The sequence below is a fragment of the Roseiflexus sp. genome, from assembly GCF_057785375.1.
On sequence record NZ_JBYNRX010000047.1, the window covers coordinates 1 to 14,243 of the forward strand.

The following is a 14,243-nucleotide window of genomic DNA, read 5'->3' on the forward strand; positions in this document are numbered from 1 at the left end:
CAGGGCGTCGAGCGACCGCGCGACGGTTGCGGCGCGCGCATCGGCGTGGATGCGCACCTGGCTGAAATCGTGCCCGAAGCGCGGCTCCATAAACGCGCGCGTCTCCTGGTCGAGCGGCGCGCCGCCGCCATGCATGGCGTCAATCGCCGCCTGCGTTTCAGGCGTCACTTCCGGGACGGCGCCGGGTTCTTCCTTCGCCTGGATCGGCTCTTCCTCTTCTTCAGCCGCGCCTGCCGTCATCCGTTCTTCTTCCTCTGCCGCACATTCCGCGCATATCCGTTGAATGCTGCCGGCAACGCGCGCCGTCTGCACTTCTTCGTCGCTCATGCGCAGCACCTGTTGCGCGACGCGGTCGGCTTCCTGTTCATAAACGTCACCGGGTGCGTTGACTGTCAGTTTCGTCTGCAGCGCACCTGATGGCGCGTGGTGGAACGCGAAGGCGCCAAATGCGTGCCCCTGCCCCGCGCCCGATGGCGCCGGCATCGTCTCTGGCGCGTGATCAGGAGACGTGGTATGGCGCTGCGTGATCTGGCGTTGACGGCGTATTGTCAGACGTTTGTGCATATGCCTGCCTCGTTTCGCTCAGGGACCCTTCAATCCGCCCGGCACTTCGCTGAGACGCTTGCGGTCGATCTCTTGCCACACCATGCGCATCCCCTCTTTGACCAGGTCTTCGGTCAGCACTTCCTGGTAAGGGCGGGCTTTCTTCTTCAGCCACTCCTTGCCGCCTTCCGTGCTCTCGCGCTCGAATACCTCGCCGGTTTCGTTTTGGGCAATACGAACGGTGGGTTTGGTAAAGTTCAGGATCGACCCCAGGCCCGTGTTGATCTCCACTTTGCCCGACGCATAGCGCGGTATGCCAAGCTCGAGGATGCTTTTTTGCTGGCGCTCCAGAACCTGGCGCGTCTTTTCGCTCAAGCCAGCGATCTTTGCACCGGTGACTTTCACCGGCAATTCCGGTCTGGTTCCTTCGATTTCGATCGTGAGTACGCCCGGCATGCCAGGCTCTGCCTTGCTCATATCGGTCGTCTTCACTTTCTCGTCGCCAACTGACATGCTTGGGCTTTCCATCGTGCCCAGTTTCGACTGCGCCTGGGCAATCGCCCATTTCGCCAGCGACTCGTCGTATTGCTTTTGAAATGCCTGTGGCCGCTCCCGTTTGACGGCATCGAGCAGTTTCTTCGCACGCACCACGCGCGGGTCCTCCGGTCCGCTGCTGACCGGTTCGCCTGCCGCCGGTTGGCGCAGCCTGGCGCGCGTTTCGAGCAGGAAGTTCTCCTGGGTCTGCGATGAGGCTTCTTCGAGTGCGGCGCGCTGCGCTTCGAGAAAGGTTTCGAGCGTCGGTCCGTCTTCGTTTCCAAGTTCATCGACTTTTTTCCCAATCTCGCTGCCTGCTGCTTCCTGCGCCTTATCGAATACCTTATCGACGCCGTCCTTTGCAATCGCTTCGCCAAGCCCGGCGAGCGCGGCTTTGATTGGGGTGCGCAGCGCGCCGCCACCCAATCCGAGGAGTGCATCGAGCGCTGCTTTCCCGGCGTCTTTCAGCATCTCGATGAGCGTGTTCTTTGGTTTCTCGATCTGTGCCAGGTCCTTCTCGAGTTTTTGCAGCCCGCTGCGTTGTCCCTCGAAGGTCAACTGATACTGCAACCACACTGCATCAAGCACATCTTCGAGCGTCTGATTGGAGGGCGCTTCGGTCGGTTGCGGACCGGGAGGGATCGGCTGAGGACCCGGTCCCGGCGTTTCCTTCCGGCGGTCGAGCAACGCATCGGCGGTATCCTGATCGACAATCTCCGCCGGAACGGTGCTCCGGCTGAGCATAAACGACTCGAGCGCCGCAGATGTTTTCGGTCCCCACATACCGTCCACTGTGAGCCCGGCGCCGGTTTTTTCGTTCAGTTTATGCTGCAACAGTTTGACGCGCGGGCGAAGGTCCCACGTGCCGTAGTTCAACCCATCGCCGCGTTTCAAACCAACCAGCGGATTGATCGCCGAATCGGTCGGCGCCGTGTCGCCAATGGCGGCGGCGCCGGTCATTCCATTGGACTGCGGTTCTTTGCGCTGAGCGAGAGGAACGGGCGCACCCAGACGCATCTGATTGAACAGATGCCCATTGCCAACCGGCGCGCTCTGGTCTGCCAAAGCGCCTGTCGTGTGCAACGAACGCAACGCGGCAGACGTCACTGTTTCAACGGGACGACGACGGTGGACCGCAATTCGCTGGCGTTCGGACATTGTTCAACCTGCAATCTGCTTGTAGGAGGCGTTGCAGTGCAACGCCCCTACCTGCTGCAACCTGTTTGTAGGCGCCTCGCGCCTCGCGCCTCGCGCCTCGCGTCTCGCGCCTCGCGCCTCGCGCCTCGCGCCTCGCGCCTCGCGCCTCGCGCCTCGCGCCTCGCGCCTCGCGCCTCGCGCCTCGCGCCTCGCGCCTCGCGCCTCTCTCACACCCACCCCGCAATCTCCGCCTCGGTCAATTGCTTTTCGAGTTTGGCGTACTCGGCGCGCGCGGCGCGCAGCAGGTGCGCCATCCGGATCGGTTCGCCGGCGTCGGCGGCGAGGAAGGCGGCATTGAGCGCAATGTTGCGAATGTTGCCGCCAGCGACGCTCAACCGCGCCAGTTTCTCAAAATCCAGCCCCTCAGTCGGCGCACCCGGCGGAAATGAACGCCGCCAGATCTCGGTGCGTTGCACAGCATCAGGGAACGGGAACTGCACCACGAACCGGATACGGCGCAGAAACGCCGTATCCAGCGCACTCTTCAGGTTCGTCGTCAGAATGGCGAGACCGCGGTAGGCTTCCATGCGCTGGAGCAGGTAACTCACCTCGATATTGGCATACCGGTCGTGGCTGTCCTTGACCTCGCTGCGTTTGCCGAAGAGCGCATCGGCTTCGTCGAACAGCAGAATGGCGCCTCCCGCCTCGGCAGCGTCGAAAATGCGCCGCAGGTTCTTTTCGGTCTCGCCAATGTATTTGCTGACCACCGACGACAGATCGATGCGGTAGAGATCGAGGTGCAGTTCATTCGCCAGCACCTCGGCTGCCATCGTTTTGCCAGTGCCGCTGGCGCCGGCGAACAGCGCGCTGATTCCCAACCCGCGCGAACTGCGCGCGGCGAACCCCCAGGTTTCGTACACCCGCGCCCGCTGCCGCACATGCGCCGCAATATCGCGCAACAACTGGCGCTGCGGCGCCGGCAGCACCAGATCGTCCCACGCAACCGACGACTCGATCCGCTGCGCCAGATCGTCGAGGCGCGGGCGCGCCTGCGCACGGCTGGCATCCCAGACAGCGCGCGCGACATCGTGGCCGGCGTACTCCTGCACGCGCCCAAGCGCCTCGGCGCTGGCAGCGCGAATCGCGTGCGCACTCAGGTTGAACTGTGAAATCAGCAGATCGACGTGACCATCGAGATGATCGGCAGCGCCGCCAAGCGCCGCGTGCCACGCATCACGCTGCTCACGGCTGCTGGCGCGGTGCACATCAATGGTAACGGTCACACGCTGTGTCGGGCGCCAGCGGTCGCGCGCCGACACGATCACCGCGCCGCCGGTCCGTTCGAGGAGCCAGGTGAGCATGCTGGCGCGCACCGTATCGGCAGGATCGACATCATCGCACTCAACGAGCAACGCACTGGCGCTCAACGCCGCTTCGCGCTCCCACAACCGTATCAGCGCCTCAACATCCGCAACCGTCGATGGCATCACAGCCGCATTCAGTGCGTGAACCGCCAGCCCGACCGCGGCGCACGCAGCAGCAGCGATCGCCTGACGGGTCGCGCGTTCGTCGCCGCACACCTGAACGAGCGGCAGAACCCCGCCGCGCGCCCGCCGCCAGACCCCGGCGATGCGATCGGCGAGCGCCTGGTGCGACGGCAATAACGCCTCTGCGACACGGATCGGCGTCATCAGACCACGCAACCGCTCATCGAGATATGAAATGCCGGTCAGATAATGCAGCACACGCTCATCAATCCGCAGCGGAGCGCGGGTCAACAACCCGCCGGGGGCAGGCTCGATCAGGCGCCAGTAGCGCAGCGGCGCATCAGGCGCCAGCGCACTCCAGTGCGCGCCGGGCAGCGCGGCAAGCGCCAGGCTGAAGGTGGGCGACACCCGCTGCGGATCGCCCTGCGCCTCGGCGCACAACAACGCAATGCCGGCGTCGAGTTCCACGCCGGCGCAGAGCGCCAGCAGATCACGCTCGAACGGCGACAACCGAAACGCGACGCACAGCGTATCGAGCGCTGAACGCTCTTCATCACTCTTCGGTTCGGCATCAGCAGGCAAGTTGGCAATAGAGGAGGTGTGACCGGTACGCGCAAGATACTGCTCGAGCGCCGCGCGCACACGCGCAAGCGCCATTCCCAGCGCGCGGTGATTGATGCGTTCCCACGTTTCACTCGAAAGAGTTGTCATTGTTGCACGAGCGCGCAGTCTGTCTATCCAATCGCCACCATCGACACCTTGTACGCCAGAGAAGGACGATAGCGCGCCTGCAACGGCGACCAGATCTTCGACAGGTCCTCGCCGCTCAGGTACTGCGGACGAATTTCGAGTCGATCGATCTGCGAGTCAGGATCAAACCCGGCCAGCGCCCGGAGCGTTGGCGGCGGGATGCCGCCATGGGCGTCCGATGCAAGCGTTGCCAGCGCCTCGCGAATGGAATCGCGCCCAATGAACTGCATCCGGTGCAGAACCAGCGCGGCGTAGCCGAGCAGGATTTCGATCTGGAGATCCTGTGCGCCGTATGCCGTCAAAAGATAGTGAAGATCCAGCCCCAGCATGGTACGCTGACCGCTGCGCTCGCCGGATCGCAAACTGGCATGCGGCGTCACCTGATGCAGGAACAGATTGAGCTGCGGACGCTCGTCCGAACCGGTGGTGATCCGGTCAGGCGGCAGCACCGAGACAACCGCATCACCTCCAATACTGGCATTAACGCCTTCATCAACCAACCCATTCTCAATGCGACTTTTGAGAAAGGCGGTGACTGCGGCGATGGCGAGAGCGCTGCTCATGATTGCTCCTGGAAGCCGAGCCTGGCGGAGAACAATCTTCTTCACACCGTGGGGAACGAAGCAAATCAATTATAATACCGATTTTCACAGAGTCAATCCCTAAAACAGGTAAAGATGCCAGGGTACTACCGCTGCTCCTGACTTCCGCAGAAGGATATTGCAGCGGGGCATCTTCTGTGATAGCATTGCGATTGCCCCCGCCGCGACAGAAGAACTGACGGAACTCCGCTGTCTTGCATGGAAGAAAGGTCGCCGATGGACGAACAGAACGAACGTTCGGGCGCCCGCCAGGGTGAGATGATCACCCTGCATGTGCCGCGTAGCGCATTGACGGCGCTCTGGACGCTGGGTTCACTCATTGCGCTGCTGCTCGTCGCTGTCGCTTTCGTCGCCGGACTGGCCCTGCGCCCAGCCATGCCGGTCGCTGCGCCGGTTGCGGTGACCACTCTCATCCTGGAGACCACAGCGACGCCTCTACCGGTCGTTGCGGCGATGAGCGTTCCCGTTTCTCCGACAACGGTCGCAGCGTCGCCAGAATCGCCGACGGACATTCCCACAGTGCAACCGACGATCGAACTTATCCGGCCAACCGCAGCCCTTCCGGTCGCCATCCTTCCCACGCCAGCCAACACTGCTACTCCAGAAGAGGTCGATTTTCGTCTCGATCCGCCGCTGGCAGCAGCGGCGCCCGCACCCGCGGCGGCGCAACCGCTGGCGGCGAACGCACCGGCGCCGGCAACAGGCGCGCAACCTCAAGCAGCGCCGGCTGCCCGTCCTGCCGATGCCGGCGGCTCAGGCGGATCGGCGCCCGTGGCGGCGACTGCGCGCCCAACGCAGCATGCACTGCGCGGGAGTGTGCGCTGGTCGGCTGCCAACAGCCCGATCATTCTTCAAAACGACTTGCTGGTGAGCAGCGGCGCATCGCTGATCATCGAACCCGGCGTCGAGGTGCAGATCGGGCGCGGCGTGTCAGTGGTGATCGACGGTTCGATAGTGGCGCTGGCGACCGCCGACCGGCCGGTGCGCTTCACGCAGATCGGCGGCGGCGACGATCCACGGCTGCGGTGGGAAAGCATCACCGGACGGGCGGGCAGCGTCATCGATCTGCGCAACGTTACAATCACCGGCGGCGGCGCGGGCGGCACTGTGCTGGCGATGCAGTCGGGTCGTCTCTCGTTGCAAAGTGCGCGCATTGTCAACAACGGCGGTCACATTCGCGTCGACGACAGTTTTGTGATTGTTCGAGACAGCGAGATTTCGGGTAATCGCATGCCCTACGGTTCAGCCATCGAGATCACCCTGTCACGCGGCGGCGGCGACAGTCCGGGCAGCGATATCGTGATTGTCAACAATCGCATGCTGAACAACACACTGGTGGCGGGAACCGCCCCGCTGCGCGTCACGAACCAGAGTTTCGAGCGCCCGGCGCGTATCGAGATCGAGCAGAACCTGCTGGTCGGCGCAGCCGGACCAAACCTGGCGCTTTTTACGAACGCTCAACTGATGGGAAATGTGCGATGCAATACCCTGATCGGCGGCGCGAACGGGTTGAGCCTGCGCAGCGATGCGCCGCCCAACCTCAGCCCGATGCTCAACATCCGCGATAATGCCATCGAAGCCCACGAACCGCCCAACAACCCATTCTACCGCCAGTTCAACATTGGCAAAGGCGCCACCAGCGACCTGCCGCTCACCATGACGAACAACTGGTGGGAACTCCCCAGCGGACCGTATGAACCGGCGGCGAATCCAGAGGGACGTGGCGAAGCCGTTGGACCAAACATCGCCTTTCTGCCATGGTTGCCGGAACGTCCGACGTGTGCGCCAGGGTTCTGAGCATGTGTCTGAAACCTCGTCTCGTGAGACGCTGTCAGGTGGGCGAAGGAAGCGCCTTCGCCCGCCCAATTCACGTTTTCAGACACGTGCTGAATTATTCAGGAGGAATCACACCGATCGTCAGCAGAAGATTGGCATACACCCGCCGCTCACCGGTTGCAATGACCAGCGCCGTATCCGGCGAGCGCGCAGCATCGTAGAACGCGAAACGACCAAGCGGTTGCAACGCGACATGCGGCAGCAGAGCGCGGAACTCTCTGAAAATCGCAGGTTCCGAACCGGTATCGGGAACCATGACGCGGGCGGCTTCAATGGGGATGGCATCAGCCAGAACACCCAGCACATCGGTCACCGTGAGCATGCCAGGGGCGAGATTGAGGTAGACCCGGTGCGCGCCAGGCGGCGCGCCGGTAGCGAAAGGGTAGTTTCCATCGGCGATCAACACCTGCGATCCATGGCCCGCACCCCCCAGAGCAGCAAGGATCTGAGGATGGATCAGTTTGTAGCGCAGCATATGCTCCTCTTTGCACAGTCCAACATCGGACGCACCCAACCCACAGGACCCTGACGCGGCTACGAGGCATCAACCGGCAGGCGACGACGCAGCTCCTCGAGTTCGTGCTGCGCCTCGATCAATTGCTGGCGCAGATGCAGGATCACTTCCACACCCGCCAGATTCACGCCAAGGTCATCAATCAAGCGCTTGATAAACCGGATCTGTTCGATGTCGCTCTCGGTATAGCGGCGAATATTGCCGGGGGTGCGTTGCGGACGGATCAGCCCGCGCCGTTCATACAGGCGCAGGCTCTGCTCGTGCATTCCACACAGCGCAGCCGCCGACTTGATCGTGTAGTAGCGCTGTTTCATGGCATGCGCGTCTCCTATCGCGCAAGCGCACGCAACTGCTCGACGAGTTCGCGCTCACGCGGCGACAGGCTGGTCGGCAACGACACCTCGAGGGTCACATACAGATCACCGCGCGTTTGCGCATCGCGCAGGCGGGGCATACCCTGACCGCTGACGCGCATCACCTTGCCGTTCTGCGTTCCGGCGGGCACCTTGAGCGTGACCGTCCTGCCCCCCATCGCCGGCACCTTGACCTCGCCACCCAGCAGCATCGTGTAGAGGTCAACCGGGGTACGGACGTAGAGATCATCGCCGCGCCGTTCAAAGCGCGAATGTGGTAGAACATTGATCATCAGGTACAGGTCGCCGCGGGAACCGCCGCTCATTCCTGGCGCACCCTCACCAGAGATCCGCACCCGTGACCCGCTATCGACGCCTGGCGGAATCCTGACCGTCATCGAGCGCAGCGCGCCATTCGGCGATTGCACCTGTAGCGTGCGCTGCGTACCGCTGAAGGCTTCCTCGAGCGTAATATCGACCGACTGCTCAATATCCTGCCCTCTGGTGCGGTAGGTCACATGACTGCGCGCACCACGCCCGCCGCCAAAGAGCGTCTCGAAAATATCGGCGAAGTCGCCTGCGCCGAAACCGCCCGCCCCAAAACCGCCAAAATCGGGCATGTCCTGATAGCGCTGCCAGTCACGCCCGAACCGATCATACCTGGCGCGCTTCTCCTTATCGGACAACACCTCATACGCTTCGTTGATCTCCTTGAAGCGGGCTTCGGCAGCCTTGTTGCCGGGGTTGATATCGGGATGATACTGACGCGCAAGTTTGCGGTATGCCTTCTTGATCTCCGCGTCAGTCGCATTGCGGTCGACGCCCAATATCTCGTAGTAATCCTTGAACGCCATTGACCTGCTCTCCGAACCTGATCATGATCACGTGTTCTATTATATGAACTTGAGCGTGGCATTGTCAAGGTTGCGGTTTGACAAACGGCTTTTCCTGAGGTATCATAATATGCGCTGGCAAGAACAGCAGCGCCCACAAGCCGAAGTGGCGGAACTGGCAGACGCGCTACGTTCAGGGCGTAGTGAGGGTGACCTCGTGGGAGTTCAAATCTCCCCTTCGGCACCAAAAGCAGGGGCGAGTTGCTCGCCCCTGTTCCTACCCTGGGGGATAGTTTAACGGTAGAACGCCTGACTCTGGATCAGGTAGTTGGGGTTCGAGTCCCTGTCCCCCAGCCACATGATCAACGCGCCTGACCGAATCACAAAGTCAGGCGCGTTTTGTTTGAAGGTTAAGGATTAGGGGTTAGCCTTCCCACTTGCAACCTGTAACCTGCAACCTTCGCACCCGCAACCTGCGCGCGTTCCGTGTCCAACGTGTCGGCGGGCGGGGCAGCGCCGCGCCCCTACTCTCCCTTCACCGCCGTCCACAGGTCGGTGAAGACGGCGGTCTGATCGTTGCGGATCGCCCATTCCAACCGCTTCAACACCTCATCGTTCGGGGCGAACCCTTCGTTGTACAGGTCGATGATCTCCTGCGGCAGCAACTTGATCGCTTCGGCATTCGGCGAGAGATAGCCGATGTACTCGGCGTTGCGCGCAGCGATGTCGGGACGCATGAGGAAGTTCATGAAGACGTGCGCCGTGTAGGCATTCGGCGAGTCGGCCAGGATGACCATGTTGTCCATCCAGATCATGCCGCCTTCTTTCGGAATGACGAAGGTGATGTCCGGGTTGCCGGAGAACTCGTCGCCTAACCCGTTGCGCGCCTGCAATGCCGAACCGCTCCAGGCATGGGCGATGACATATTCGCCGCTCGCCAGTTTCCGGTTGACGTCGCTGCTGTTGTACGCCGCCAGGAATGGTTTCTGTGCGATAAGCAGCTCCTGCGCCTTCTGCAGCGCCTCGGGGCTGGTCTCGTTCAGCGAGAAGCCGAGGTACTTCAGCGCCGCCCCCGGCGTCTCGCGCTCATCGTCGAGCATGCTGAACTTGCCGCGGTATTGGGCGATCTGCGTTGTGTCGAACAGCGCCGCCCAGCTGTCCACGCCGTTGGGAAAGGATTGCCGGTTGTAGGCGATGCCTGTGATGCCATACATATACGGCACGGAATAGACATTCCCCGGATCGAAGTACTTGTCGAGCAGGTCGGGATCGATGTTCTTTATGTTGGGCAACAGCGACTTGTCGAGTTTCGCGATAAGCCCGTCACGCCACATGATCTCGACAGCATAGTCCGATGGCGTCACGATATCGTACCCGGAGCGACCAGCGCGCACTTTGGCGAGCATGTCCTCGTTGGCGTCGAAGAGGTCAACAGTCACTTTGACGCCATACTCTTTCTCGAAGTCTTCGAGAATCGCAGGATCGATATAGTCGGTCCAGTTGAAGAATCTGAGTTCGCGCGAGAGCCGCGAGCGATCAACCTGCAACTCATCGCCGGCGGACGGTTGCGCTGTGGCCGGTTCAGTTGTGGCGCCGCCGCTGCCATACTCATTGCCAGGGCTGCCTGTTGGCTGCCCGCCGCACGCCGCCAGCGTCAGCAATGCAACGAGCAGCAACGTGACACCCCTCATGCCTCGTTGGAGCATCTGTGTTTCCTTTCTAACCGTTCCCAATGGTCATGTTCAACATTCAACGTGCAACGACCACCTTCGACGACGTTGCGCTGCACCGTTGCTCCAGTCTAATCCTCTCACCCCACCCCTCTCGCCTCTCGCCTCTCGCCCCTCACCTCACCCCTCTCGCCTCTCGCCCCTCTCACCTCTCGCCCCTCACCTCGCCCCTCACCCCTCTCGCCCCTCACCTCGCCCCTCACCCCTCTCGCCCCTCTCGCCTCTCGCCCCTCACCTCGCCCCTCTCACCTCTCGCCCCTCTCGCCTCTCGCCCCTCACCTCGCCCCTCACCCCTCTCGCCTCTCGCCTCTCACCTCGTTTATATCTCCCGTCGCCGCTGCACGAATTGCGACAAGAACACCAGGGTAATCGACACAAGCAGCATCAGGGTCGAAATGGCGTTGATCTTCGGCGTAATGGCGCGTTTGACCTGGCCATACACTTCGACCGGCAACAACGATACGCCGGAGCCGGTAGTGAAGAAGGTAATCACAAAATCGTCGAGCGAGAGGGTGAAAGCAAGCAGCGCCCCGCCGATCACCCCCGGCATGATGAGCGGCAGCGTAATATAGCGAAAGGTCTGCCATTCATTGGCGCCGAGGTCCTGCGCCACTTCTTCCAGGCGCATGTCGAACCCCTTGAGGCTGGCGCGCACCACGACAACCACGAATGAAATGGTGAAGGCGATATGCGCGATAGTGACCGTCGCCAGTCCAAACTGGAGACGCACGCCAAACAGGGTTTCGAGCAGACCGAAGGAGAAGGCGAAGAACGCCAGCAGCGCCAGCGCCATCACAATCTCCGGGATGACGATCGGCAGGTAGAGGAGCGCATCAAAGCCGGTACGGCCACGGAAGCGGTAGCGTTCCATCGCCAGCGCAGTCATGGCGCCGATAATGGTTGAGACGACCGTCGAGACCAGCGCAACCGTGAGAGTGTTCATCGCCGCCGTGAGCAGGCGCTGATCGGCAAGCAGCCGCACATACCAGTCGAAGGTGAACCCCGTCCAGCGCACCCCGAAACTGTCGCGCGTGAATGAGAAGAGCACCAGCACGACGATCGGCGCATAGAGAAACGCCAGCGTCAGCACAGCATGCGCGCCGATCGCCAGCGAACCGGGCGAACGACGGCGTTCACCGCCAGCGACGCGCACTGATTGCGATGCCTGAATATCGATCATGGTCGCACTCCGTTCAACGGCCATCCTCCGTCGTCACCCGGAAATAGATGAGAATCGCTATGGTCAGCACCACCATGAAAACAATCGCCATTGCCGAGCCAAGCGGCCAGTTCGGCGGGTTCGAGCGGGTAAACAGGCGTTGCAACAGATTGCCCAGATAATCGACCTTCGCCCCGCCCAACAGGTCGGACACCACGAACTGTCCCACCGTTGGAATGAAGACCAGCACCGATCCAGCCGCCACGCCCGGCATAGTCAACGGCAGCATGACGCGCAGAAAGGCGCGAGTCTGGTTGGCGCCAAGATCAGCCGCTGCTTCCATGAGCGTAAAGTCGAAACGCGCCAGCGAGGCGTAGATCGGCAGCACCATAAATGGCAGGCTGCCGTAGACCAAGCCGACCAGGACTGCGCCTTCGGATGGATAGAGCGCGACACGCGGCAACCCCAGCGCCTGAATGGCGCTGTTGATGATGCCATTGTTCGAGAGAATGAGCATCCAGGCGTAGGTGCGCACCAGAAAATTCGTCCAGAACGGGATCAATATTAGAAACAACAGGACCGTGCGCCAGCGCGGCGGACGACGGACGATGTAATACGCCAGCGGGTAGCCAAGCAGCAGGCAGGCGAGCGTCGTCCACACCCCTGCCCAGATCGAGCGCCAGTAGGCGTTGACGTACAGGCTTTCCGTAAACAGGGTACGGTAATTGTTCAGGGTGAAGGTCCACTCGATGCGCCCGCCGGGTCCGCTGGTTGCAAAACTGTAGAGCACGACAACAACCAGCGGCAGTGCGAAAAATGTGACCAACCAGAAGAGACCGGGAAAGAGCAGGAGTCCAAGTTGCAGACGTTCACTGCGGCGGAGGAGGGCGGCGATCCGGCCTTCGCGCGGTTGAGAGTCAGACGCAAGTGTATCAGCAGCCATCGTCACCTCGCGGCGTGGTTCACTCGGTCAGAATGATCGCATTCTCGGCGGGCCACCAGAGGTATCCCGTCTCGCCGGGTTGCCAGTAGGCGTCGCGGTCGAGCGTCGAGCGGCTGTTCTGTTCCCACAGGTCGAACAGCCGCGCACCCAATCGCACGTCGATGCGGGTGTCGCTTCCAATATAGGCGATCCGTTCCACCCGCACCTGATGACAATTCGGCGTGCCTGCCGGCGGCGGTTGCACCGACAGGAAGGCTTTCTCAGGACGGATAGAGAGGGTGACGCGCGTTCCGGGAGCAGTCGAACGGATCGTCTGACCGCGCAGGATCAGAGCATCGTCCGAAATAATGGTCGCAATGCCGCCCGGTTCCACCGACTCGACTTTCCCCTCGATAAAGTTGGTTTCGCCGATGAAGTCGGCAACGAAGCGACAGACCGGGCGCTCGTAGATTTCGGTTGGCGTGCCGATCTGCAAGACCCTGCCGGCGTTCATGACGGCGATGCGGTCGCTCATGGTCAGCGCCTCTTCCTGATCGTGCGTCACATAGATGAACGTAATGCCGACGCGCTCCTGGAGGCTTTTCAGTTCGAGTTGCATTTCCTTGCGCAACTTCAGGTCCAGCGCACCAAGCGGCTCATCGAGCAACAGCACCTCAGGATGGTTGACCAGCGCGCGCGCCAATGCCACGCGCTGCTGCTGACCGCCGGAAAGCTGCCGTGGTCGGCGTGCAGCGAAATCTCCCAGGCGCACCAGGTCGAGCGCCTTGGTCACCCGCCGCGCAATATCGGCAGGCGGCGTCTTCTTCATGCGCAGGCCGAACGCAACATTTTCGGCGACGGTCATATGCGGGAAGAGCGCATACGATTGGAACACCGTGTTGACATTGCGCCGGAAGGGAGGCGTTGTTCCGACCGATGCGCCATGGAGGAAAATTTCGCCTGAAGTAGGAAACTCGAACCCCGCAATCATGCGCAGGGTCGTCGTTTTGCCGCAGCCGGAGGGTCCAAGCATCGAGAAAAACTCGCCGTCACGGATCTGCATCGAGACGTGATCGACAGCACATACGTCTGCGAAGCGTTTGACGACGTTGCGCAAATCAACTGCTATTCCGTTGTTCATGGTGCGTCCAGGATGCATGGTTCACAGTAAGCGCGTCATCAAACAGAACAGTTGCCTGCTCTATGTCAATGCAAACAATGACTCTTGCTGTTGGTTCCTGCTCATATCAAGCAATTCCCTGATCCTGCCTTAAACAACACAGGCGAGCGACGCCGTTGCCGCGGAGAATTACGATCGCTGTGACGGGCTGTGGAAGCGGCATGGATAATGTTCGCATTATAGCATAAACCGCACCGCGTCGGGGATCAAGAGAGCCTATCCGGAAAAGCTCGTCGGGTAGGCGAAGGCAATGCCTTCGCCTACCCGGTCAGACAAGATAATCGTCTGGTTTGCAAGGCGCAACAGTCAACGTGCACCAGCAGCAGTATTGTCCAAATGACTGCGCATCGGTATAACGAGCCTTTCCAGACCGGCGCTCATAGAGCGAACAACCAGATATGGCCCAATCATTGTCCGTATTGACCGTCGTGCGACTGACGTTGGCTTCGACAGGCTCAGCCAACGTCGGCCACTCCACGTCCTTGATGTCCGGGTTCTGGTTGATCGCTCTATCAGAATGCAATTCACTACCGTACACTTTTTTTCTGGGGGTTGACTTATGGTATACTCCATGGCGAGTCCCAGCCCTAGGAGGAATCATGAGCGACAACGTACGCCGATACCGTGCCATCCGCCAAGCCTTGAACCGGCTCTACCCCCACG

Annotated in this window: 12 protein-coding genes and 2 tRNA genes; 3 read left to right on the plus strand and 11 right to left on the minus strand. The window is 61.4% G+C overall.

Going from position 1 to position 14,243, the window contains the following annotated elements; all coding sequences use genetic code 11:
* The 4 genes from AC3EA7_RS08525 to AC3EA7_RS08540 form a co-directional block, all read right to left on the minus strand.
* Nucleotides 1–564, minus strand: a 564-nt coding sequence (locus AC3EA7_RS08525; protein WP_488613619.1) for an eCIS core domain-containing protein, incomplete at its 3' end; no start/stop codon positions are given.
* Between the two features lie 18 nt (nucleotides 565–582).
* The gene (locus AC3EA7_RS08530; protein WP_488613620.1) at nucleotides 583–2,235 is read right to left on the minus strand and encodes a peptidoglycan-binding domain-containing protein; all 1,653 of its coding nucleotides are present in this window, start codon (nucleotides 2,233–2,235) and stop codon (nucleotides 583–585) included.
* Nucleotides 2,236–2,441: 206 nt separating this feature from the next.
* Nucleotides 2,442–4,412, minus strand: coding sequence for an ATP-binding protein (locus AC3EA7_RS08535; protein WP_488613621.1), 1,971 nt, complete (start codon nucleotides 4,410–4,412; stop codon nucleotides 2,442–2,444).
* A gap of 23 nt (nucleotides 4,413–4,435) precedes the next feature.
* Nucleotides 4,436–5,014, minus strand: a complete 579-nt coding sequence (locus AC3EA7_RS08540) for a Pvc16 family protein (protein ID WP_488613622.1) — start codon at nucleotides 5,012–5,014, stop codon at nucleotides 4,436–4,438.
* Nucleotides 5,015–5,269: 255 nt separating this feature from the next.
* Between AC3EA7_RS08540 and AC3EA7_RS08545 the strand changes: the two genes are divergently transcribed.
* Nucleotides 5,270–6,850 (plus strand): hypothetical protein, encoded by a 1,581-nt coding sequence (locus AC3EA7_RS08545; protein WP_488613623.1) that lies wholly within the window; start codon nucleotides 5,270–5,272, stop codon nucleotides 6,848–6,850.
* 94 nt (nucleotides 6,851–6,944) lie between these two features.
* Here the strand turns inward: AC3EA7_RS08545 and AC3EA7_RS08550 are convergent, their stop codons facing one another.
* Genes AC3EA7_RS08550 through AC3EA7_RS08560 form a run of 3 tightly spaced genes read right to left on the minus strand, consistent with a single transcriptional unit; the run spans nucleotide 6,945 to nucleotide 8,610 of the window.
* Entirely contained in the window at nucleotides 6,945–7,364 is a 420-nt protein-coding gene (locus AC3EA7_RS08550) for an RbsD/FucU family protein (RefSeq protein ID WP_488613624.1), read from the minus strand.
* Between the two features lie 59 nt (nucleotides 7,365–7,423).
* Nucleotides 7,424–7,717 carry a MerR family transcriptional regulator gene (locus tag AC3EA7_RS08555; RefSeq protein WP_488613625.1) on the minus strand — a complete coding sequence of 98 codons (294 nt, stop codon included), beginning with the start codon at nucleotides 7,715–7,717 and terminating at the stop codon, nucleotides 7,424–7,426.
* A 14-nt stretch (nucleotides 7,718–7,731) separates the two neighbouring features.
* Nucleotides 7,732–8,610, minus strand: a complete 879-nt coding sequence (locus tag AC3EA7_RS08560) for a DnaJ C-terminal domain-containing protein (RefSeq protein ID WP_488613626.1) — start codon at nucleotides 8,608–8,610, stop codon at nucleotides 7,732–7,734.
* 139 nt (nucleotides 8,611–8,749) lie between these two features.
* On the opposite strand from AC3EA7_RS08560, the gene AC3EA7_RS08565 reads away from it, so the two are divergent.
* Nucleotides 8,750–8,836, plus strand: a tRNA-Leu gene (locus tag AC3EA7_RS08565).
* 36 nt (nucleotides 8,837–8,872) lie between these two features.
* Nucleotides 8,873–8,946: transfer RNA gene (locus AC3EA7_RS08570), tRNA-Gln, on the plus strand.
* A 167-nt stretch (nucleotides 8,947–9,113) separates the two neighbouring features.
* Here the strand turns inward: AC3EA7_RS08570 and AC3EA7_RS08575 are convergent.
* The 4 genes from AC3EA7_RS08575 to AC3EA7_RS08590 all read right to left on the minus strand — a co-directional run bounded on the left by AC3EA7_RS08575 (nucleotide 9,114) and on the right by AC3EA7_RS08590 (nucleotide 13,559).
* Nucleotides 9,114–10,295, minus strand: a complete 1,182-nt coding sequence (locus tag AC3EA7_RS08575) for an ABC transporter substrate-binding protein (RefSeq protein WP_488613627.1) — start codon at nucleotides 10,293–10,295, stop codon at nucleotides 9,114–9,116.
* Nucleotides 10,296–10,638: 343 nt separating this feature from the next.
* The gene (locus AC3EA7_RS08580) at nucleotides 10,639–11,499 is read right to left on the minus strand and encodes an ABC transporter permease (protein WP_488613628.1); all 861 of its coding nucleotides are present in this window, start codon (nucleotides 11,497–11,499) and stop codon (nucleotides 10,639–10,641) included.
* A 13-nt stretch (nucleotides 11,500–11,512) separates the two neighbouring features.
* The gene (locus tag AC3EA7_RS08585; protein WP_488613629.1) at nucleotides 11,513–12,421 is read right to left on the minus strand and encodes an ABC transporter permease; all 909 of its coding nucleotides are present in this window, start codon (nucleotides 12,419–12,421) and stop codon (nucleotides 11,513–11,515) included.
* 19 nt (nucleotides 12,422–12,440) lie between these two features.
* Nucleotides 12,441–13,559 carry an ABC transporter ATP-binding protein gene (locus tag AC3EA7_RS08590; protein WP_488613630.1) on the minus strand — a complete coding sequence of 373 codons (1,119 nt, stop codon included), beginning with the start codon at nucleotides 13,557–13,559 and terminating at the stop codon, nucleotides 12,441–12,443.
* Between the last annotated feature and the right edge of the window lie 684 nt (nucleotides 13,560–14,243).

Bases quoted from the DNA above. Each gene is read 5' to 3' on its own strand.
- AC3EA7_RS08530 (WP_488613620.1), bottom strand. From the start codon at position 2,235: ATGTCCGAACGCCAGCGAATTGCGGTCCACCGTCGTCGTCCCGTTGAA.
- AC3EA7_RS08535 (WP_488613621.1), bottom strand. From the start codon at position 4,412: ATGACAACTCTTTCGAGTGAAACGTGGGAACGCATCAATCACCGCGCG.
- AC3EA7_RS08540 (WP_488613622.1), bottom strand. From the start codon at position 5,014: ATGAGCAGCGCTCTCGCCATCGCCGCAGTCACCGCCTTTCTCAAAAGT.
- AC3EA7_RS08545 (WP_488613623.1), top strand. From the start codon at position 5,270: ATGGACGAACAGAACGAACGTTCGGGCGCCCGCCAGGGTGAGATGATC.
- AC3EA7_RS08550 (WP_488613624.1), bottom strand. From the start codon at position 7,364: ATGCTGCGCTACAAACTGATCCATCCTCAGATCCTTGCTGCTCTGGGG.
- AC3EA7_RS08555 (WP_488613625.1), bottom strand. From the start codon at position 7,717: ATGAAACAGCGCTACTACACGATCAAGTCGGCGGCTGCGCTGTGTGGA.
- AC3EA7_RS08560 (WP_488613626.1), bottom strand. From the start codon at position 8,610: ATGGCGTTCAAGGATTACTACGAGATATTGGGCGTCGACCGCAATGCG.
- AC3EA7_RS08575 (WP_488613627.1), bottom strand. From the start codon at position 10,295: ATGCTCCAACGAGGCATGAGGGGTGTCACGTTGCTGCTCGTTGCATTG.
- AC3EA7_RS08580 (WP_488613628.1), bottom strand. From the start codon at position 11,499: ATGATCGATATTCAGGCATCGCAATCAGTGCGCGTCGCTGGCGGTGAA.
- AC3EA7_RS08585 (WP_488613629.1), bottom strand. From the start codon at position 12,421: ATGGCTGCTGATACACTTGCGTCTGACTCTCAACCGCGCGAAGGCCGG.
- AC3EA7_RS08590 (WP_488613630.1), bottom strand. From the start codon at position 13,559: ATGCATCCTGGACGCACCATGAACAACGGAATAGCAGTTGATTTGCGC.